The organism is Ideonella lacteola (assembly GCF_038066555.1).
GTDB classification, from domain to species: Bacteria; Pseudomonadota; Gammaproteobacteria; order Burkholderiales; family Burkholderiaceae_C; genus Ideonella; species Ideonella lacteola.
In genome coordinates this window covers 473,806-493,792 of sequence record NZ_JBBUTG010000002.1, presented here as the reverse complement: position 1 = coordinate 493,792, position 19,987 = coordinate 473,806, and the positions used below count along the sequence as shown (strand labels likewise).

Annotated in this window: 20 protein-coding genes; 9 read left to right on the top strand and 11 right to left on the bottom strand. The window is 65.1% G+C overall.

Translation table 11 applies throughout. The annotated features are described in order from the left end of the window. Nucleotides 1–56: 56 nt before the first annotated feature. Nucleotides 57–722, bottom strand: coding sequence for a Crp/Fnr family transcriptional regulator (locus AACH06_RS05740; RefSeq protein ID WP_341424665.1), 666 nt, complete (start codon nucleotides 720–722; stop codon nucleotides 57–59). Between the two features lie 254 nt (nucleotides 723–976). Here AACH06_RS05740 and trxB point away from each other — a divergent pair, with 254 nt between their 5' ends. The 3 genes from trxB (at nucleotide 977) to rpmG (ending at nucleotide 2,581) form a co-directional block, all read left to right on the top strand. Next, entirely contained in the window at nucleotides 977–1,939 is a 963-nt protein-coding gene (gene trxB, locus AACH06_RS05735) for a thioredoxin-disulfide reductase (protein WP_341424664.1), read from the top strand. Between the two features lie 207 nt (nucleotides 1,940–2,146). Beyond that, nucleotides 2,147–2,380 (top strand): 50S ribosomal protein L28, encoded by a 234-nt coding sequence (rpmB, locus tag AACH06_RS05730; RefSeq protein ID WP_022979438.1) that lies wholly within the window; start codon nucleotides 2,147–2,149, stop codon nucleotides 2,378–2,380. A gap of 30 nt (nucleotides 2,381–2,410) precedes the next feature. Continuing rightward, entirely contained in the window at nucleotides 2,411–2,581 is a 171-nt protein-coding gene (gene rpmG / locus AACH06_RS05725; protein ID WP_025564431.1) for a 50S ribosomal protein L33, read from the top strand. A 210-nt stretch (nucleotides 2,582–2,791) separates the two neighbouring features. On the opposite strand, the gene AACH06_RS05720 is transcribed toward rpmG, so the two are convergent. Then, nucleotides 2,792–4,015, bottom strand: coding sequence for a DesA family fatty acid desaturase (locus tag AACH06_RS05720; RefSeq protein WP_341424663.1), 1,224 nt, complete (start codon nucleotides 4,013–4,015; stop codon nucleotides 2,792–2,794). Between the two features lie 124 nt (nucleotides 4,016–4,139). Beyond that, a complete protein-coding gene (locus tag AACH06_RS05715) occupies nucleotides 4,140–5,402 on the bottom strand; it encodes an RsmB/NOP family class I SAM-dependent RNA methyltransferase (RefSeq protein WP_341424662.1) in 1,263 nt (420 codons plus the stop codon). A 91-nt stretch (nucleotides 5,403–5,493) separates the two neighbouring features. Between AACH06_RS05715 and AACH06_RS05710 the strand changes: the two genes are divergently transcribed. Further along, the gene (locus AACH06_RS05710; RefSeq protein WP_341424661.1) at nucleotides 5,494–6,120 is read left to right on the top strand and encodes a DUF1345 domain-containing protein; all 627 of its coding nucleotides are present in this window, start codon (nucleotides 5,494–5,496) and stop codon (nucleotides 6,118–6,120) included. Here AACH06_RS05710 and purN read toward each other — a convergent pair. Continuing rightward, nucleotides 6,113–6,757 carry a phosphoribosylglycinamide formyltransferase gene (gene purN / locus AACH06_RS05705; protein ID WP_341424660.1) on the bottom strand — a complete coding sequence of 215 codons (645 nt, stop codon included), beginning with the start codon at nucleotides 6,755–6,757 and terminating at the stop codon, nucleotides 6,113–6,115. The two genes, AACH06_RS05710 and purN, sit on opposite strands and share 8 nt — an antisense overlap. Before the next feature lie 129 nt (nucleotides 6,758–6,886). Between purN and trpS the strand changes: the two genes are divergently transcribed. From trpS to AACH06_RS05685, 4 genes are all read left to right on the top strand, one after another. Next, a complete protein-coding gene (gene trpS, locus AACH06_RS05700; RefSeq protein ID WP_341424659.1) occupies nucleotides 6,887–7,894 on the top strand; it encodes a tryptophan--tRNA ligase in 1,008 nt (335 codons plus the stop codon). A gap of 72 nt (nucleotides 7,895–7,966) precedes the next feature. Then, nucleotides 7,967–8,869 (top strand): DMT family transporter, encoded by a 903-nt coding sequence (locus AACH06_RS05695; protein ID WP_341424658.1) that lies wholly within the window; start codon nucleotides 7,967–7,969, stop codon nucleotides 8,867–8,869. A gap of 9 nt (nucleotides 8,870–8,878) precedes the next feature. Continuing rightward, a complete protein-coding gene (locus tag AACH06_RS05690; RefSeq protein ID WP_341424657.1) occupies nucleotides 8,879–9,739 on the top strand; it encodes a sulfurtransferase in 861 nt (286 codons plus the stop codon). 137 nt (nucleotides 9,740–9,876) lie between these two features. After that, a complete protein-coding gene (locus AACH06_RS05685) occupies nucleotides 9,877–10,311 on the top strand; it encodes a universal stress protein (RefSeq protein WP_341424656.1) in 435 nt (144 codons plus the stop codon). Nucleotides 10,312–10,402: 91 nt separating this feature from the next. Here the strand turns inward: AACH06_RS05685 and AACH06_RS05680 are convergent, their stop codons facing one another. The 3 genes from AACH06_RS05680 to AACH06_RS05670 form a co-directional block, all read right to left on the bottom strand. Further along, nucleotides 10,403–11,176 (bottom strand): ZIP family metal transporter, encoded by a 774-nt coding sequence (locus AACH06_RS05680; protein ID WP_341424655.1) that lies wholly within the window; start codon nucleotides 11,174–11,176, stop codon nucleotides 10,403–10,405. Between the two features lie 66 nt (nucleotides 11,177–11,242). Next, on the bottom strand, nucleotides 11,243–12,133 hold the full coding sequence (locus AACH06_RS05675; RefSeq protein WP_341424654.1) for a dienelactone hydrolase family protein: 891 nt from the start codon (nucleotides 12,131–12,133) through the stop codon (nucleotides 11,243–11,245). A gap of 72 nt (nucleotides 12,134–12,205) precedes the next feature. Then, nucleotides 12,206–13,939 (bottom strand): galactose oxidase early set domain-containing protein, encoded by a 1,734-nt coding sequence (locus tag AACH06_RS05670; RefSeq protein ID WP_341424653.1) that lies wholly within the window; start codon nucleotides 13,937–13,939, stop codon nucleotides 12,206–12,208. 77 nt (nucleotides 13,940–14,016) lie between these two features. Between AACH06_RS05670 and AACH06_RS05665 the strand changes: the two genes are divergently transcribed. Next, nucleotides 14,017–15,516: a Ppx/GppA phosphatase family protein gene (locus AACH06_RS05665; protein WP_341424652.1), complete on the top strand. Its 1,500-nt coding sequence runs from the start codon at nucleotides 14,017–14,019 to the stop codon at nucleotides 15,514–15,516. Between the two features lie 57 nt (nucleotides 15,517–15,573). Here AACH06_RS05665 and AACH06_RS05660 read toward each other — a convergent pair whose 3' ends face one another. From AACH06_RS05660 to AACH06_RS05645, 4 genes are all read right to left on the bottom strand, one after another. After that, a complete protein-coding gene (locus AACH06_RS05660; RefSeq protein WP_341424651.1) occupies nucleotides 15,574–17,016 on the bottom strand; it encodes a DUF1501 domain-containing protein in 1,443 nt (480 codons plus the stop codon). 20 nt (nucleotides 17,017–17,036) lie between these two features. Then, nucleotides 17,037–18,812, bottom strand: a complete 1,776-nt coding sequence (locus tag AACH06_RS05655; protein WP_341424650.1) for a DUF1800 domain-containing protein — start codon at nucleotides 18,810–18,812, stop codon at nucleotides 17,037–17,039. 195 nt (nucleotides 18,813–19,007) lie between these two features. Then, nucleotides 19,008–19,364, bottom strand: a complete 357-nt coding sequence (locus AACH06_RS05650; RefSeq protein ID WP_341424649.1) for an arsenate reductase — start codon at nucleotides 19,362–19,364, stop codon at nucleotides 19,008–19,010. Continuing rightward, a complete protein-coding gene (locus tag AACH06_RS05645) occupies nucleotides 19,361–19,852 on the bottom strand; it encodes a hypothetical protein (protein WP_341424648.1) in 492 nt (163 codons plus the stop codon). Before AACH06_RS05645 ends, AACH06_RS05650 begins: the two co-directional genes overlap by 4 nt. Nucleotides 19,853–19,987: the final 135 nt, after the last annotated feature.

Sequence of the window (19,987 nt, the reverse complement as noted above, 5' to 3'; positions counted from 1 at the left end):
ACAAGCGCCACGGCATGGGCGCGGGCCAAACGGAATCGGGAACGGAGAGACAACAATCATTCAGGCATTCGGTTCTTCAGCACGACCGAGCCGCTTTCCAGCGTTTCGATCACCCCCCGCTCTTCCAGATCCTTCATGACGCGGCTGACCATTTCGCGCGAGGCGCCGACGATCTTGGCCATGTCCTGACGCGACACCTTGCCGCGGATGATCTTCTCGCCATCGACGTCTTCGGCCATGTCGAGCAGGGTACGCGCCACGCGGCCATAGACATCCAGCAACGCGAGCGACTCGATCTGGCGATCGGCGCTGCGCAGGCGGGTGACCAGGCCCCGCATGATCGCGTAAGAGAGGCTGGAATTCTCCGGCAGGCAGCGCGCGAACTCGGGCCGCCCCAAGATGAGCATGTCGCTTTGCACTTCGCAGCGCACCGTCGCGGAGTGGGGCTGGTTGTCGATGAGGCTCATCTCACCGACGTAATCACCGGCTTCGAGCACCGCCAGAATGACTTCGCGGCCGCGGGAATCAGAGGTCAGCACACGCGCTCGGCCGTTGAGCAGGATGAACAACGCGTTACTTTTCTTGCCCTGCTCGACGACGATTTCACCGCGCCGGTAACGGCGCTTCACCACACCATCGGCCACCGCTCGGGCCTGATCGTTGGTCAGCATCGAGAACAACGGCACACGGCGAATCAGGTCCAGGTTGGACAGCATCGACATCAGTGATCCCCTCTTTGTTGGCCCGTGCAGGTGGCGTGAAGAGCGCTGACTGCGTCAATCCCGCAGCAGCGCTGGGTATGTCGGCCGCTCATTAGAATGCGGCCGACCCTATTCTTGCGCAGGCCCGAGCATATCGGTTTCCCTCGGCCGGGCACGGTGGCCCCATGGTGGCCTTCGCGCCACATTCGGCCCACCGGCTCCGGCCTCCAGGCCGGCCCATTGCAAGCGCGACAACGCGCCCTCATCTGCACGCCATGAGCACATCGACCGTCACCCACGCCAAAGTATTGATCCTCGGCTCCGGCCCGGCCGGCTACTCGGCCGCCATCTACGCGGCACGCGCCAACCTGAAGCCGCTGCTGGTCACTGGCATGGCACAGGGTGGCCAACTGATGACCACCACCGACGTCGACAACTGGCCGGCGGACGTGATGGGCGTGCAGGGCCCCGAATTGATGCAGCGCTTCCAGCAACACGCCGAGCGATTCCAGACTCAGATCGTGTTCGACCACATCAACGAGGTCGATCTATCCCAACGCCCCTTCAAGCTCAAAGGCGATTCGGGCAGCTACACCTGCGACGCCTTGATCATCGCCACGGGGGCGTCTGCCAAATACCTCGGCCTACCCTCCGAGGAAACCTTCATGGGACGGGGCGTGAGCGGCTGCGCCACCTGCGACGGCTTTTTCTACCGCGGTGACACGGTCTGCGTGGTGGGCGGGGGCAACACGGCAGTTGAAGAGGCGCTGTACCTGTCGAACATCGCGAGCAAGGTGCATCTGATCCATCGCCGCGACAAGTTCCGCGCCGAGCCGATCATGGTGGACAAGCTGATGGACAAGGTGTCTGCCGGCAAGATCGAGCTGCACGTGTTCAAGACGCTGGACGAGGTGCTGGGCGATCAAAGCGGCGTGACGGGTGTTCGCATCAAGGACACCATGAGCGGCGCCACCACCGAATTGGCTCTCAAAGGCTGCTTCATCGCCATCGGCCATCAGCCCAACACCGACATCTTCAAGGGACAACTGGAGATGAAGGATGGCTACATCAACACCCGCAGCGGCCAAGCCGGATTCGCCACGATGACCAGCGTGCCGGGCGTTTTTGCGGCGGGCGACGTGCAGGATCATGTCTATCGCCAGGCCATCACCTCGGCTGGCACCGGCTGCATGGCCGCGCTGGACGCCCAACGCTTCCTCGAGCAAGAAGGCGCGTGATTTCCTGGCGGTGTGCCCGAAGCCGGATCTGCTAGAATCTAGAGTTCTCTTGCGTAGACCGCCGCTTAGGGCAATTGCTTCGAAGCGGCCAGCATTGTGCAAGGACGGGTTACCGCCACCCTTTTTGGCGAGGTGAGGCCGAGTGGCTGGCACGGGTTGCACAACCCCGCCAAGTGCTCCGCCAGTTGACAATATCGGAGTGTCCTCATGGCACGCGTCTGCGAAGTCACGGGCAAGAAGCCCATGGTGGGAAACAACGTTTCCCACGCCAACAACAAGACCAAGCGCCGGTTCCTGCCGAACCTGCAATACCGTCGTTTCTGGGTCGAGAGCGAAAACCGCTGGGTGCGCCTGCGCATCAGCAACGCCGCCCTTCGTCTGATCGACAAGAAGGGCATCGACGCCGTGTTGGCCGACCTGCGTGCCCGCGGTCAGGCCTGATCCTGATTCACTGAACAAGGAAGCGACATCATGGCAAGCAAAGGCGGCCGCGAAAAGATCAAGCTGGAGTCCACCGCGGGCACCGGCCACTTTTACACCACGAACAAGAACAAGAAGACGACGCCCGAAAAGCTCGAATTCATGAAGTTCGACCCCAAGGCACGCAAGCACGTGCTGTACAAGGAAATCAAGCTGAAGTAAGCCTCTCGGCGCACTTCACCGACAAAGCCCACCCTCAGCGGTGGGCTTTTTCATGGGCGCTCGCTCCGGCGCGTCCAGTCTCGTGGCGTTCCCCCGTGCACGGCCGAGCGCGGGGCGGGGCGTCTTCGTCTTGCCCCATTCGAGATGGAGCGGGCAGCAAAAAGCCCGCCAAGGGGGCTTTCAGGTGAACGAAACAGGGGCTGAAGCGGCTCAGGCGCGCACCGCCCTCAGTTGCATCGAAAACTCACGCAACGCGGCGATACCGCTCTCCTCGGCACGACGGCACCAGTCCTGCAGATCGGCCACGAGTTGCTCGGCAGACACGTTGGTGCGTGTCCACAACTGGCGCAGCTCTTCGCGCATCGTCACGAGCTTCTTCAGCACCGGCGCGGAATCCATTGCACTGTCGAGCTGGGTGCGCAAGTTGCTGGGAATCTTCTCGGCATCGCGATGCAGCCAACGCTCAGCGACACGCAGGTTTGTCCAGGTGGCCGTCTTGGCAGCCCCCTCGGCCTTCAACTTGGCCAACTCAACCGCACAGCTGCGACGAAGGTGCTGCGCGTAGTTCGCCATCACCTCGTAGCGGTTGGCGATGATGGCTTCCAGCGTCTGCGAGTCGGCGACTGGCTTGACCGAGCCCAGGACCAGCTGCGGTGCAGTCTTTCGGACCTTGGCCAAACCCATCATTTCCAAGGCACGGATATAGCCCCAGCCGATGTCGAACTCATACGGCTTGACCGAGAGCTTGGCCGAGGTCGGATAGGTATGGTGGTTGTTGTGCAGCTCTTCGCCGCCAATGATGACGCCCCAGGGCGAGACATTGGTAGAGGCGTCGGCGGCCTCGAAATTGCGGTAGCCCCACCAATGCCCCAGCCCGTTGATGATGCCGGCTGCGGTGATCGGAATCCACAGCATCTGAACAGCCCACACCGTGGCGCCGATGGCACCGAACAGGGCCACGTCAATGATGAGCATCAGGCTGACACCCAGCGCGCTGTGCCTGGTGTAGACGTTTCGCTCCATCCAGTCGTCCGGCGTGTTGTGGCCGTACTTCTTCAGGGTTTCCTGGTTTTTCGCTTCGGCGCGGTACAGCTCGCTGCCCGTGAACAGCACGGTCTTGATGCCGTGCGCCACCGGGCTGTGCGGGTCTTCTGCGGTTTCACACTTGGCGTGGTGCTTGCGGTGGATGGCCACCCACTCCTTGGTGACCATGCCGGTGGTCATCCACAGCCAGAACCGGAAGAAGTGCGAAGGAATGGCATGCAGCTCCAACGCTCGATGCGCTTGGGCGCGATGCAGGAAGATGGTGACCGAAGCGATCGTGATGTGGGTCAGAACCAGGGTCAGAAGGACCAGTTGCCACCAGCTGGCGTTCACCAGCCCGTGAGCGGCCCAGTCGAGAACCGCGGAAAAGATCGCTTGCAAATCGGTCATGAGAGTGCCCAGGCGCCCAGTATTCAGGCCATCTGGAAATTGTAGTAACGATAAGGCGCCCGGCACCTGCGGAATTACGCAGGAAAACGCCAGTAGTCGCCAAGTCTGGGCAGCGTGCGCAGAATCAAGCGCGCCGCTGCCACGCGGCCGCAAAGAATCCGTCGGTCGCGTGTTGGTGCGGCCGAAGTTTCAAATGCCCGGCCTCGGTCACCAACTCGTCGACCCGCTCGGCCTGCGATGCCGCCAACGCCGGCCCGGCGGCCAACGGCTCGAACTCCGGGTGCGCTTCGCCAAAAGCCTCGGCGATGGCCTCGTTCTCGCTGCGCAGCAGGCTGCAGGTGGCGTAAACGAGGCGCCCGCCGGGTTTCAGCAGCCGGGCTGCGCTGGCCAGGATGTCACGCTGCTTGGCGTTGAGTTCTTCGATCGCCTTGGGCGACTGGCGCCATTTCAAATCAGGATTTCGGCGCAATGTGCCGAGCCCGGAGCAAGGCGCATCCACCAACACCCGGTCGATCTTGCCAGCCAGGCGCTTGATGCGATCGTCGCGCTCGTGGGCGATGAGGGCCGGATACACGTTTGACAAGCCGCTTCGAGCCAGGCGCGGCTTCAGCGAATCGAGACGATGAGCCGATACGTCGAACGCGTACAACCGACCGGTATTGCGCATCAGTGCACCCAGGGCCAGGGTCTTGCCCCCGGCGCCCGCGCAAAAGTCGACCACCATCTCACCCCGCTTGGGGGCGACCAGGGCCGCCAGCAACTGGCTGCCCTCGTCCTGCACTTCGACATCACCGCGAATGAACAAGTCGAGCTTCTGCAGGGCGGGCTTGCCGTCGATGCGCAGGCCCCACGGCGAATACGGGGTGGTTTCGGCCTCGATGCCTGCTTCGCCCAAGGCGGCGCGCACGTCGTCTCGCTTGGCCTTCAGCGTGTTGACCCGAAGATCCAGCGGCGCCTGCTTTTCAATCGCTTCGACCAGCGGCCAGAAGCCGTCGCCCAGCTCGTTTTTCAGCGCGGAGGCCAGCCAATCGGGAAAGTTGTGGCGCAGCTTTTCGGGCAGGCCGGCACGGTCGATCGACTGAACCTCGGCCAACCATTTCTGCTCTTGGGTGCCGAGAGCGCCACGCAGGAAGTTGTCACTGCCCTGCCAGGCCAAGGCGGCAAGCCGCCGCTCCAGGGCACCGCTGCCACTCTGGGCCAGGTGGGCAAACAGCAGCCGCTGGCGCAGCACGGCGTACGTGGTTTCGGCCAGGCTGTGGCGCTCACGTGGGCCCAGGCCCCGATGTTTGCGAAAGAAGGCCGAGACGACCGCGTCGGCCGGTTGATCGAGCTTGAGCACCTGGCGCAACAGCTCAGTCGCCAGGTCCAGCAGGGCATTAGGATGCATGGGTGGATTATCCCTGCGCACCGCTGCGCCGCGAACGTGCGGCGCTCAGCCCTTGAAACGGGTCTGGAAGCATTTCACCGTCCGGCCGCGCATGTCGCTCGCACTGGGCGTCGGCATCGTCGCGGGTTTGCTCGCGCCGGTGGCGTCGCCCGTGAGCCAGGCCCTGATCGGCTGGAACGTCGGCATCTGGTTCTACCTGGTGATGATGGGCTTGATGATGGCGCGGGCCGATCACCGCCAGTTGCAGCGTCATTCGCTGGCCCACGCGGAAGGCGCCGCCGTGGTGCTGGGCCTGGTGATCGCGGCCAGCGTGGCCAGCGTCGTCGCCATCGCCGCCGAACTGGCTTGGGCCCGCGCAGGTGACGGCTCGCCTCGTGCCTGGGCCCACATGGGCCTGGCTGTCAGCACCCTGGTGGGCGGCTGGTTGCTGCTACCCGTCGCGTTCACATTGAACTACGCCAGCCGCTACTACCACCGGTCGCATCCGGGCGGGCTGAAGTTTCCCGATGAAGAGCCAGACTTCCAGCCGAACTACGTCGACTTTCTGTACTTCGCGTTCACCATGGCCGTGGCGGCCCAGACGGCGGATGTTTCGATCACCAGCCGGCCGATGCGGCGCCTGGCGCTGCTGCAAGCCGTGCTGTCGTTCGGCTTCAACGCCGCCATCCTGGCCCTGGCGATCAATATCGCTGCCGGGCTGCTGCCGTCGCTCAGCTGACGCCCACGCCCGGCCAGAGCACCTGGGACTCCCCGTCCGTGTGGGCGACGACGCCGTCGTGCAACCGCAGCTTGCCCTCGACAAACCACCGCACCGCCAAGGGATACAACTGGTGTTCGCGGGCCAGCACCCGGGCCGACAGCGTGTCTTCATCGTCGCCCGGCAGCACAGGCACCACCGCCTGGGCCACGATCGGGCCGTGGTCCAGCTCGGGGGTCACGAAGTGGACCGTGAGCCCTGCCACTTTGCAGCCCGCCTCGATGGCGCGGCGATGGGTATGCAGCCCGGTGAACGCCGGCAGCAGCGAGGGATGCACGTTCAGCATCCGGCCTTCGTAGTGGCGAACGAACTCGGCGCCCAGGATACGCATGAAGCCCGCCAGCACGAGCAGATCGGGTGACCAGCGGTCAATGACCCGCGCCAGTTCGGCATCAAAAGCGTCTCGCGTGGCAAAGGCCTTGTGGTCGACCACGGCGGTGGCAATGCCCCGCTGCGCAGCCCACTCGAGCCCACCCGCATCGGCCTTGTTGCTGGCCACGCCCACGACCTGAGCCGGCCAGCCCTCGGCCTCGCACCGTTCGACCACGGCCTGCATGTTGCTGCCACGGCCGGACAGCAGGATCACGATTCGCTTCATAGAAGCGCGGGAGTCTAAGCCAATGGCGGCAGGCGAGCGGCTGCCTCCGGCCCGGCTTGGCAGCGCGCCACGCCAGCTCTGAGAGAATCACCAGCCGCTCCACTGGGCCTGCACGGCCAACCCGCCAACATGGTCACGCGACCCCGCGTTCTGTCTGGAATGCGCCCCACCGGCGCACTGCATCTGGGCCACTACCACGGCGCACTGAAGAACTGGGTGCGCCTGCAGGATGAGCATGATTGCTTCTTCTTCGTGGCCGATTGGCATGCCTTGACCACGCATTACCAAGAGCGGGATGTCATCGAGCGCAATGTGTACGACATGGTGGTCGATTGGCTCGCGGCAGGCGTCGACCCCAAGCGGGCCACACTGTTCATCCAGAGCCGCCTGCCGGAGCACGCCGAGCTGTTCACGCTGCTCGCGATGGGCACCCCCCTCAGTTGGCTGGAGCGCGTGCCGAGCTACAAGCACCAGATCACCACCCAGCCCAACCGCAATCTCGCCACCTACGGCTTCCTCGGCTACCCGCTGCTTCAGGCCGCTGACATCCTCATTTACCGCGCGAACTTCGTTCCGGTGGGGGAAGACCAGGCTGCGCACGTGGAAGTGACGCGCGAAGTCGCCCGCCGCTTCAATCACCTGTACGGACGGGGCCAGGCCGAACCGATCCTGCCTGAACCGGCAGCGCTGTTCACCGACACCTCGAAGCTGCCCGGCCTCGATGGGGAGAAGATGAGCAAGAGCGCCGAGAACACCATCGAGATGAGAGAAGAGCCGGAAGCCGTGGCGAACAAGATCCGTCGCATGCCGACCGACCCTCAACGGGTGCGGCGCAGCGACGCTGGCGACCCCAGCCGCTGCCCGGTGTGGCCGTTTCATCAGCTGTATTCGCCGTCCGACGTCCAGCAGTGGGTGCAGCAAGGTTGTCGCAGCGCGGGCATCGGCTGCCTGGATTGCAAGCAGCCGGTCATCGAAGCCATCCAGCGCGAACAAGAGCCCTGGCGCGAACGGGCAGAGACCTACCTCGCCAACCCCAAGCAAGTGCACTGGATCGTCGAGATGGGCACCGAGCGAGCTCGAACCATCGCGCGCCAGACCATGAAGGACGTGCGAGAAGCGGTCGGCCTCGCCTACTGAGTCACAGGCCGTTGTTCGAGCCCACCCCAGAGGCCCGAACGCTCATCCCCTCAAACCTGCCGCCGCCTCCTCGTGACCTCCCGCCTGTCCGCACCGCTGCTGATGCTCTCGGCATCGCTGTTGTTCTCGATGATGGGCGTGTGCGTGAAGCTCGCTTCGGCCTACTACAGCGCCGGGGAGATCGTGCTCTATCGCAGCCTGGTCGGGGCCTTGTTCATCGGAGCACTGACCGCCGTTCGCGGTGGCAGTCTGCGCACCCAGGTGCCGGGGATGCACTTCTGGCGCAGCACGATTGGCGTGCTGTCTTTGTCACTGTGGTTCTACTCCATTGGCAAGCTGCCGCTGGCCACTGCCATCACGCTGAACTATATGAGTTCGGTGTGGATGGCCTTGTTTCTGATCGGCGGTGCGGTGATGTTCGGGGCGGCGCGCGTCGACTCACGCCTGGTTGCCACGGTGTTGACCGGGTTCATCGGCGTTGCGCTGGTGCTGCAACCCACGCTCGACCAGGATCAGTTCCATGGCGCCTTCGCAGGCCTCTTGTCCGGCCTGGGCGCCGCGCTGGCCTACATGCAGGTCACCGCGCTCGGACGGGTGGGTGAGCCGGAATACCGCGTGGTCTTCTACTTCTCGCTGGGCGGCATCGTGGCTGGCGCATGCCTGATGCTCACGGGCGGCGTTCACGCCCACACGCCCTACGGCGCCGCCCTGTTGCTGGCCACTGGCGTGCTGGCCACCGTCGCCCAGATGATGATGACCCGCGCCTATGCCATCGGCCGGGCCTTGAAGAATGCCAGCCTGCAGTACCTGGGCATCGCGTTCTCCTTCATCTTCGGCGTCGTGATATTCGACGATCCCGTCACGCTGGCCGCCATGGCAGGCATGGTCCTGATCATCGGCGCTGGCGTGGCCGCCACCCGCCTGCGGCAACGCAGTGCGCCCGCGGCTGGCGAATCTTCCACCTTCGAATCCTGAGGTTCCACCATGACCTTGCCCACCGCACTGATCAGCGCTCAAGACTTGCTGGCCCGCCTGAACGGTTCGGCCACGCGGCCCGTGCTGCTGGATTGCGGGTTCGATCTGACGGACGTCCAGGCGGGTGAGCGCGCATACGCCGCCGGTCATCTGCCTGGCGCCCGATATGCCCACCTGGATCGCGACCTCTCCGGCCCCAAAACAGCGCGCGGCTCGATCGATGGCGGCCGGCATCCGCTGCCGACGCCCGAGGCCTTTGCCGCCACACTCGGTTCCTGGGGCATTGGTGCGGACACCCCAGTCGTCGCCTACGACGCACACGGCGGGCCTTACGCAGCGCGCGCATGGTGGCTGCTGCGCTGGTTGGGCCATCGCGATGTGGCCGTGCTGGATGGCGGCTTGGCCGCCTGGCAAGCCGCCGGTGGGCCGATCGATACCCTGCCGTTCGTGAGCCCGGCGGAGTCAACGCCGTATCCTCACCGCGCCCCTGGAATGCCGACGGTGACGGCCGGTGAAGTGCTCGCCGCGCTGGGCTCGGCCGTCGTGGTGGACGCGAGAGCACCCGAGCGCTTTCGTGGTGATGTCGAACCGCTGGACGCCCAAGCGGGGCACATTCCCGGCGCCCGCAACCGGTTCTTCAAGGACAACCTGGATGCGAGCGGCCGGTTCAAGCCCGCCAGCGAATTGCGCGATGCGTTCGCCGCCTTGGGCGTGTCTGCCGACAACGTCATCCACCAGTGCGGCTCGGGCGTGACCGCCTGCCACAACCTGCTGGCCATGGAAGCAGCCGGCATGGCGGGAGCCCGGTTGTATCCAGGCTCGTGGAGCGAATGGTCAGCCGACCCGACCCGGCCGGTGGCGCGAGGCTGAAACGGGGCCATGTCGCGGCGCAGCGGCGTCGTGCCTGACACCACGAGGGCTTGACTGGTATCAAGACAGCCGGCGGTGAACGCGCAACACTTCAGCTTGGGCCGGACAGTTCCGGCAACCCCACGAAGGAGAGCAGCATGTACCGCAACATCCTGGTGCCGACCGATGGCTCGGACATCACTTCCAAGGCCGTGCAGACCGCCATCTCGCTGGCCAAGACATTTGGCGCGAAGCTGTCCACGATCAGCGTGAAGGAGCCCTTCCCCTACAGCGCCATCTCAGAGATGCAGCCGGTGCCGCCGCAAGAGTTCTACGACGCGCAAGAGCGAATTGCGGCCTCGCGGGTGAAGGCGGTCATCGAAGCGGCTGCCGACCAAGGGCTCAGTTGTGAGGGCCACACCGTCGAGGCACTGCACCCCTGGGAAGCGATCACGGACTACGCCAAGTCGCAGGAGTGCGACCTCATCGTGATGGCGTCGCACGGCCGGCGAGGTGTGAGCGCGTTGCTGTTGGGAAGCGAGACCCAGAAGGTCTTGACGCACTGTGCCGTGCCGATCCTGGTGATCAAGTAAGCCAGGGCCGCAACGAACAGCACCAGCCGGCGTAGCGGCTTGGGCCCGTTCACACACTACGGCAAGCATCCCTCCGGAGTGTGAACAGGCCCTAATGCATCAGGTGCGTGGCTGACGACACCAGCAGCAGGCCCGCACCAATCCAGGCGATTTGGGCCAGCATCTCCCGCCAAGGCAGGTGGCGTTGCATCTGAGGGATCAGATCGGCCACCGCCACGTAGATGAAGCTGCTGGACGCCACCACCAACAGGTACGGGAACAACTCCTGCCAGGCGCCGACCACAAAGTAGCCCAGGACACCGCCCACCACCGCCGTCAACCCTGAGGCGGCGTTGTAGAGCAAAGCCTTGCGACGGCTGAAGCCGGCATTGATCAGCACGATCGTGTCGCCCACCTCCTGTGGGATCTCATGCAAGATCACGGCGAGCGAGGTGGTGGCCCCGAGTTCCGGACTCACCAGGAACGCTGCCGCGATGATGATGCCGTCGCAAAAGTTGTGGATGCTGTCGCCCACCAGCACGCTGAACCCACCCCGACCGGCCTGCTCGGCATCGAAGTGATGGTGGTGTTCATGACCGTCACCTTCGTGGTGATGGGCATGGCGATACAACTCCGCCTTTTCCAGCAGAAAGAAGAAAAGCAATCCGACCAGCAAGGTGGTGAACAAGGCGTGGGCATCCGTCCCTGGCGCCTCGAATGCCTCGGGCAGCACATGCAGCAGGGCTGTGGCGAGCAGCACCCCGGTGGACAAGCTCACCAGGTGCTTGACCAGTTTGCCCAGCACGGCGAAAGTCATCGACGCCGCGATCACCACCGACAAGACCCCACCGATCAGCGTGGCAGCAACGATATAGAGCAGGGTCATCTTGGGTCGGAAACAAAACCGCGCCCATCGTGGGCGCGGTGTCAGGGGCTGACGCCGAGATCGCGGTCAGGCCACGCCTTGCGCTTTGAACCAAGCCAGGCAACGCTTCCAACCGTCTTCCGCAGGGCCCTGGCGGTAGCTGGGGCGGTAGTCGGCGTGAAAGGCGTGGGGCGCATCGGGATAGACGACGAATTCGCTCTTCCGCGCCGCCGCGCTCCCTTCAGCCAAGGCAGCCTTCATCTTATCAACAGTGTCAAGCGGTATGCCTTGGTCCTGCCCGCCATACAGGCCCAGCACTGGCGCGTTCAGTCGGCCCACCAGATCCAACGGGTGTTTCGGGTTCACGTCGCTCGGCGCACCCACCAGGCGGCCATACCAAGCCACACCAGCCTTCACCGCCGGGTTGTGGGCCGCGTACAGCCACGTGATTCGGCCTCCCCAGCAAAAACCCGTCACGCCGAGCCGGCCGGTGTCCATGCCCTGACTCTTCGCCCACGCCACGGTGGCGTCAAGATCCGTCATCACCTGGCTGTCCGGCGTCTTGGAAATGATGTCGCTGACGAGCTTGGCGATCTCGGTGTAGCTCGACGCATCACCCTGGCGCACGAACAGCTCCGGGGCGATCGCGCAGTACCCGAGCTTGGCGAAGCGCCGTGCCACGTCCGCGATGTGCTCGTGCACACCAAAAATCTCGCTGACCACCAGCACGACAGGCAGCTGGGTCTTGCCTTCGGGCGCAGCACGGTACGCCGGCAGCTTGAAGTCGGCGCCCACCGGGATCGACACCGGGCCGGCCACCAGACCAGCGCTGTCCGTCTTGATCACCGTCTGCGCCGCAATCGGCAGCACGGCGGCAGCGAAGCCTGTGCCGATCGACCCTCGAACGAAGTCCCGCCGCGAAAAGTCTTTGGACGGCAGCAGCGCGTTCACGTCACCGACCCAGGAAGAATCCGCCATGGCTCGTGCCCCACGAAAGTTGTCGACGCGGCGGATTCTAGGAAGCGCGCCGATCCCCGGCGCGCGACAGGGTCAGCCCACGCGCAGGATCTTGGCTTTAGACGGGACGCCGTTGGCGTCGATCGCAAACAACATGTAGTACCCCGGGGGCGCGACGTTGGCGGCAGAGGGCAGCGTGACGCTGATGTTCTTGCCCGTCTGCGTGAAGCTCAGGTCCTGGAAGCGCTGCTCGTTGCTGAACGCATGCGTCACCGCGCCGAAACGGACCAGCGTCATGCGGGCGACAGCATTCTTGTTGTTCATCGCCACGGCGATGTTCTGACCCCAGGTAGCGGCGGTGGGCGCGGTCACGATGCCCGGGCGGGTCGCCGGCAGGCCGGATCCATCCGTCTTGTACAGGTACGGAGGGAAGTAGATTTCCGCGTTCAGCTGCGTGACCGGGCCAGGAGCGCCGCCACCGCCGGTGAGCACCGAGCCGTCGGGCATCAGCATCGAGATGCTGTGGTAGAGGCGTGCCTTCTGGGCGGTCGCGCCCACCGTCCATGTGCCAGTGGCCGGGTTCCAGGTTTCCGAATCGTAGAAGGCGCCGACCAGGTCGTTGCCGGTGGACGACCCACCGTTCACCCACACCTTGCCATCGGCCAGGATGGTGGCGTTGCCGTATTGACGATCGCCCACCAGCGGCGCCGTCGATGACACGACCGGATCCGCACCGTTGATATCGACGACCACCGCTTGGCCGGCGTCGCGCACCGACAGGATCTTGCCGGGCTGGAACATGGCGGCGGGCAGCGTCGGGGCGCCGCTGGCCATCGTCACCGAAGACTGCGTGACCGCGCCGGTTCCGTTGACATCCAGCGACCAGATCTCTCCCATCGGGTTGAAGGTGATCACGTTGCCCTGCGGCGCCCACCAGGCGCGCGGGTAATTCCAGGCCTGCACACGCGCGCCATAGGCAGCATCGCTGTTGGCGGTGGTCAAGGTCCGCCAGCCGGTGGCGGCGTTGTACACCTCGGGCGTGCTGGCGTAGGTGTCGGGCGTCGGCGGGTACTGGCTGTCGCCTTCGTAGAAGCGGTCGATTCGGCCGCCGATCACCGCCTGCTCACCAGACGCGGTGGTGATGACCGTGGCGTACCAGCGCTGGTACGCCATCGACTGGGACTGCTTGGTCAGGCTGTTGGTCGCCGGGGCGAACACATTGACGTCGTTGTTGGCGTAGTTGCGCTGGCCGTTGACGATGCGATCGCCCCCCACCAGCAGCACATTGCCGGTACCGGGCAGCAATGCCTGACCGGCGCAGAAGATGTCGGTTCCGGTGCTGTTGGTCAACAGCGTCTTGGCCTTGGAGCCCATGCCAAGCGCCGGATCCCACACCGCATAGTTCAGCAGGGCACCCTGGATTCCGCTGGGCTTGCTGCCGAAGCTGAAAACCCGCCCATCGGGCAGCAGCACGGTGTGCAGCGGGATGATGGGCCAGCTGAACGGTGCGCCGAAAACACCCTTGAGGTGTGCGTCCGACGGGCCAGTCGGCACGCTGATGGCCAGCGCCCCTTGGACTCCGAGCGCCGATTCGCGCCCATCCGCCTGATCGTCGTCGACCGCCACACCCGGGCCAGCGCCGTAGTCGATGGGAGCCTCAGCCATCGCGCCGCGCCGATCTTCTTCGGTCAGCGATGAGGCATCCGGGGATACCGAACCACCGCAGCTCGCCAACGCAGCAATCGCTACCAGTTTCAGGGCGTGGCGCCCCGTGCGGTAGGTCAGATAAACGGGGGACTTCTTCTCAACGACGGACGGACGGGACACGGACGTACCTCCAGATATTCGGGTTTGCTCTGAATTTTGCCCGTTGCCACCCGGGTTCGCCTGCACAATTCGTGGCCATGCCCCTAACTTTGCCCTCCCCCTCTGGCCCCCTGGCGGCCATCGACATGGGGTCGAACAGCTTCCGACTGGAAATCGGCCAGATCAGAGAAGGCCGCTACAAGCGCCACCAGTACCTCAAGGAAACCGTGCGCCTGGGCGCCGGCCTGGATGTGGATGGCATGCTCACCGAAGAGGCCGCGTTGCGCGGGCTGGCGTGCCTGAAGCGATTCCGTGATGGGCTGTCGGGCCTGGCGCCCGCTCAGGTGCGGGCCGTGGCCACCCAGACATTGCGCGAGGCGCGCAATCGCAACGCCTTCCTGGAGCGCGCTCAAGCGGCGCTCGGCCTGCCGATCGAAGTGATCTCGGGGCGGGAAGAGGCTCGGCTGATCTACGCCGGGGTCTCTTACCTGCAGCCCTCCGACGAGCGCCGGCTGGTGATCGACATCGGCGGGCGCTCCACCGAGATGATCCTGGGCCAGGGTCGGCAGCCCGTGCAGGCCGAGTCGTTCCGTGTCGGCAGCGTCAGCCTGTCGATGCGTTACTTTCCCGACGGGCGCTACACCGCCGCGGCATTCCGGGCCGCCCAGGTGGCCGCCGGCGCAGAGCTGGAAGAGGCGCTGGCCGATTACACCCCCGAGCGCTGGCGCGAGGCTCTTGGGTCATCCGGTACCGCCGGCGCGGTGTCTGAGGTGCTGCAGGCCTGCGGAAAGACCGATGGGCGCATCACCCCGGACGCATTGCGTTGGTTGATCACTGAATGCATCGCCGCCGGTTCGGTCGAACGGATCCAACTGCCGGGCTTGAAGCCTGAACGCCGTGCGGTGCTGGCGGGCGGGCTGGCCATCCTCTACACCTTGGCCACGCATTTCAAGATCGCCGAACTGCTGCCGGCCCGTGGCGCCCTGCGGCAGGGGGTGATCGTCGACCTGCATGATCGGCTGATGGCACGGCACCTGGCCCGTGGCCATGACCTGCGCGACGACTCGGTGCAACGGCTGCAAAAGCGGTTCGCCGTCGACCGGGAACAGGCGCGACGGGTTCGCGATCTGGCACTGCGCTGGTTTGCGCAGGTTGAGCCGAGCGAAGACGCTGAAAGGCAGCACGAGCTGCGCTGGGCTGCCGAGTTGCACGAGGTGGGGCTGATGGTCTCGCACCACGACCACCACCGGCACAGCGCGTACCTGGTCGCCAATGTGGACGCCGCCGGTTTTTCACAGAGCCAGCAGCGTCGCGTGGCGGAGTTGGTGCTCGGTCAACGCGGCGGGCTGCGCAAGATCGACGTCGCCACACGGCCCGACGTGGCTTGGCAACTTCTCTGCCTTCGGCTCGCCGTCATCCAGTGTCACGCACGCGGGCCGGTCGATGAAGAGGCCATCAACATCGAGCGGCGGGGGCAGACGGCCGGTCTGCGCTGGTCGCGCGCCTGGGCCGACCAGCACCCGCGTGCCCTGCACCTGCTGCGCGAGGAAGCCGACGCGTGGTCGCGCAGCGATGTGCTGACACTGGAACTGCCCTGACCGACCAGCCTGCGGCGACAGGATCGTCGCGAAGGCGGCGGGCCAACGTGCGGCCGATCAACCCGCCTGCATGAAACCGAGCGTTCGGTCGGGGAACGATGTCAGGTTCGGCAGGATGGCGTCGATCTGCGGGCCAGTCGCGCCAAACCACTTCAACAAGGTGCTGGCGTACTGGTCGACACTCGACGTCGGGATCCAGCGGCCCTGCTTTTCCCATTCCTCGACGCCCACGTCGTCTGGCCCACCCAGCACCGGCTTGGGGTAGGCGCCATAGGTGGCGTTGCCCTTGACCGAGCCTCCACAGACCAACTGCACGTTGCCCCAGGCATGGTCGGAGCCCCGGCTCCGGTTGGGCAGGAAGGTGCGGCCGAAATCGCTGCTGGTGAACGCGGTGACCTGCTTGCTCAAGCCGAGCTTGACCATCGCATTGTGGAAGCAAGCCATCGCGGTGGCCACCTCGGTGAGCAAGTCCGCGTGGGTGCCGGTGCGGCTGTCTTCGTCGGCGATCTGATTGGCGTGGGTGTCAAAACCGCCCAGGCTCGCGAAGTAGACATGACGGTCGCCCTGCACCTGCTGCCGACCGGCGATCAACTTGGCGATCTGGTAGAGCTGGGCGCCCAATTCAGTCGTGACCTCCTGGCCATCGATCAGCGGTGCGAAGGCGTTGTCGATCGCGGCCGGCACGCTGTCGTCGCCCGGCACGCCCTTGACCAGGTCGAAAAGACGGTCGGACATCTCGAATGCGTCGCGCTGAATGCTGGCGTAGATCTCGGCGATGTCGCCTTTCTGGCCCGGCGCGTAGAGCGCATCCACCGCGGCCTTTCGCTTCTGATCTGCGGGGTACTTGATGTCGCCCGGGGCCAGGCCTGCCGTCGCGAACGCCGCCCCCGGGCCGGGCAATACCAGTGCTGGCGCCTTTTCGCCGGTTCCAAAACGGCTGTTGCCGCCGAGCGAGATCACCGGGTAATTCAGCGCCATCGTTTCGGTGGTACGCGCCCCCCAACCGGTGCGCTCCATCCCGCTGTTGCTGGCGCACTGCCAAGCACGCTGCTGGTCAGAGTGAGAGAACAGGCTTTCCGGGATGAGCGGTGAATCCGGCCCGGCCGAGACGTAGTCGTCTTTGGTCAGCGGCACCGCCAACGGCCCGACGTTGACGATGGGCGCGAGCACACCGTCCGACCACATCGGCATCAGCGACTTCATCGAAGGATGGAAACCGTAATCGGTGCCCGTCAGTCGCAGCAGCGACGTCTTCGGCAAGGCCAGGAAATCGCGGGCGCTGGCGTACTGGGCATAGCGCGAATCGGTGGGCACCAGCATGTTGAAGCCGTCGTTGCCGCCCACCAGGTAGATGCAGACCAACGCCTTGTAGTCACCTGCCACGGCCATGCGAGGGCCGAGCAGCGCACCGGCGCCGCCCACGGCGGCCAGGCCAATCGAGCCACCGGCCAGACGCAACCAATCGCGGCGACGCAAGGGGAGAGAGGAATTGCGGGTCATCTTGAAACTCTGCTGCGTCTTCAGCGCACGATCTGGTACTGGGGGGAACTCAGCACGAGCCAGCCGGCCCGTTGAACGCGCTGACGGCGCCATTCCCCGGGGTAGTTGTCGTTGTCGAAGTGGGCCACCGCCTCGATCACCTTCGTGCGGGCTGGCTCAGGCAGGTTTTCGCCCAGCACCAAGCGGCTCATGCGATCAACCAGCTTGGTGGCGTCCGCGGCGTCGGTCAGCCACGCGTCGTAGTTCAGCTTGGTGCCGACAGCCCCAGGCACATCCTTCTGCGGATCGGCCCCGCCCCAGTCGAAGAGCATCGTCAGGTAGCTCAGTCGATTGAGGGCCGTGCTCGCGTTGTGGATGCCAAACGGCGGGGCGATCAACTTGCTGCCACTGAGCGGGAAATCCTGCGAGTAGTAGTTGAAGACCGTCGGCGAGCGGAAGGTGTGCTGGCTCAGGTTTTCGCCCTGCCAAAAACCCAGCGCGTTGCCATCGGTGTCCCCGCCGATGGCGCGGATGGCACCCGTGAACAACTGGATCGGCTCGCGCAGGCGGCCGAATTGCGCGCCTGGCTTCTCGTTGCGGGCTTCCTTGTCGAGCAACACGGCGGCCGTCACCGCGGCCATGTCACCTTTCTTGCCGGTGCCGATGTCGTCGTACTTGCCGGTGTTGAAAGCCTTGGCCACACGCGTCACGTACTCTGGTGACGGGTTGCTGGTGACCAATTGCTGGATCATGTGCTTGCCCACGTACGGCGCGATGTTGGGATGGCTCATCAAGCTGTCCAACACCTTCTCCAGCGCCTTGGGTGCAGGGGTACCCGCGGGCACCAGCACGTTCGACAGCAGGCTGCGCTGCTTGGTGTCGCGCAACGTGCCTGCCGCCGGCACCATGTCGCCGTAGAGGTACTTGCAATTGGCGCCGTCGGGGTGGCAGCCCCACCGGTCAGCACCACCGGGCGGGTAGGTCCAGCCGGTCAGCGCATAGGCGTAAGAGCGGACGCGGTCGTTGTCGTAGGTGGCCGCGCAACGGCCGCCCACCAGCGTGCCGTCCATGTTCAGCTTGCAGGGGCCGATGGTGAACAACTGCAGCAGTTCGCGGGCGAAGTTTTCGTTCGGCGCCGCCTGATCGTTGTTCACATGGTTGAGGTACTCGCCCATCATCGGCGACACCGCAACCTGGCGCAGCAGATCACGGTAGTTGCCGAAGGCCCCGGTGATCATGTTGTTGTAGAACAGGCGCAGGCCGTAGGTGCCGTCGACGTCCACGTTGCTGATCACCAGCAACTGGCTCAGGGCCAGGGACACCCGCTGCCGCAACTGGTCGTTGTTGCGAACCGCATTGCGGTAAAAATCCCACAGCAACGGCTCGCTCGAGAAGTAATCGCGCCAGCAGTTCGGGTTCTTGACCTGATCGGGCAGCTGACAGAACTCGGTCGTCGAGGTGTTCTTGTCGGGCGAGTTGTCGCCGCCGAGCTTGTAGCGGGACAACGACAGCCCCAGTTGGCTGACGATCCACGCCTTGGGGCCTTTGGTGCGGATCTCATTGACGAGAGACTCCGACGGCCCGAATGTGGCCTGATGGGCCAGGCGCACCGCGTCCATCTGGCTCGTCACGAAGGCCTGGGTGCCCTCGGCCCGCACGTCGCTGGCCAGGGCCGAGGCACGTTGCTGCCCTTCTTCGGCCGTGGCGGTGCTGTCTTCCGCACCGCCGCCGCACCCGGCCAGCGCCAGCACGGCGGCGCCGGCCATTGCCAACCAACGCCGCTCGGCGCGGCCCTCCCGCTCATGGTGTCGCATCATCGTCGTGGTGGGCGGAACTGCCTGTTCGAATGAACAGTACGGCCTGCCTGTCAATCCCAACCGCAATGATGAAGCGCCACCAGCTCCCACTTGGGAGCCGATTCGAAACCGTTTGCAACGGCAAACGGCGTGCCTACCCCGTCGTCGCCGCGCCCGGCTGCTAAGCCGTGTAACAAACAGGCGAGCAGACTGTGCTCAGCCCGCTCGCTTCGCTTGCCAGACCTCTGGGGAAAACCCGACAGTGACGGAGCCGTCAGGCCATTCGACCACCGGCCGCTTGATCACGCTGGTCTGGGCCTGCATCAGTTGGACAGCACTGGAAGCGTCGGTCACCCCGGCCTGCACCTCGGGTGCCAGCTTGCGCCAGGTGGTGCCCTGCCGATTGAGAAGCTTCTCCCACCCGACAGCGGCTGCCCAGCGCTCCAAGTCGGCCCGGCTGGCACCCGCCTTCTTGAAATCAATGAACTCGTGGGCTCGACCCTGTTCGGTCAACCATGCGCGCGCCCGCTTGACGGTGTCGCAGTTGGGAATGCCGTGCAACCGCAGCGTCATCGTGTCTCTTCTTTCTCGTTCACTTCACAAATGGGGTCAGGGCCGTAGCCAGCGTCACGCACCACGCCGCTCGGCTCCACGGTGACCATGAACCACTGGCAAAAGGGCGTTTCATACCGCCACGCCCAGACGGTCGCGCCGCGCCAGATACCGAACTGCTTGGCAGGCCGGCCGAGTTTGTAGCGCAAGTCGCTGGCACTGAGGCCTGGCGCCACCTCATTGAACACGTCCTCCCGCAGCACCTGCGTCCACTGCAGCACGCGCCCACCGGCATCGAGATCGACCATGTAGGTGTGCCGGCCGTACGGGCCACGTGCGAACTCCAGGCGCTCACCGCCCTCGGGCCGAGGGTAGCGCCCGGTGGGCTCGCCCAATTGGGATTGCACCTGCTGCATCGAGGCGCCGGCCGGCAGGTCGGCTGGCGCATAGCGAAGGCTGGCGCAGCCGGCCAACGCAAGGGCCACCGGCACCGCGAAATGGAATCTCATTCAGTCTCCTCGCGCAGCCCCGTCGACCACCCTTGGCAAGCCTCGACGGCTTCAAAGGGGGCCCGCTGCGCATGGGCCACGCCTAGAATCGTGTTTTACCCTGAGGCGTGCGGCTCTGCCGGCGCCGTTGGTTCA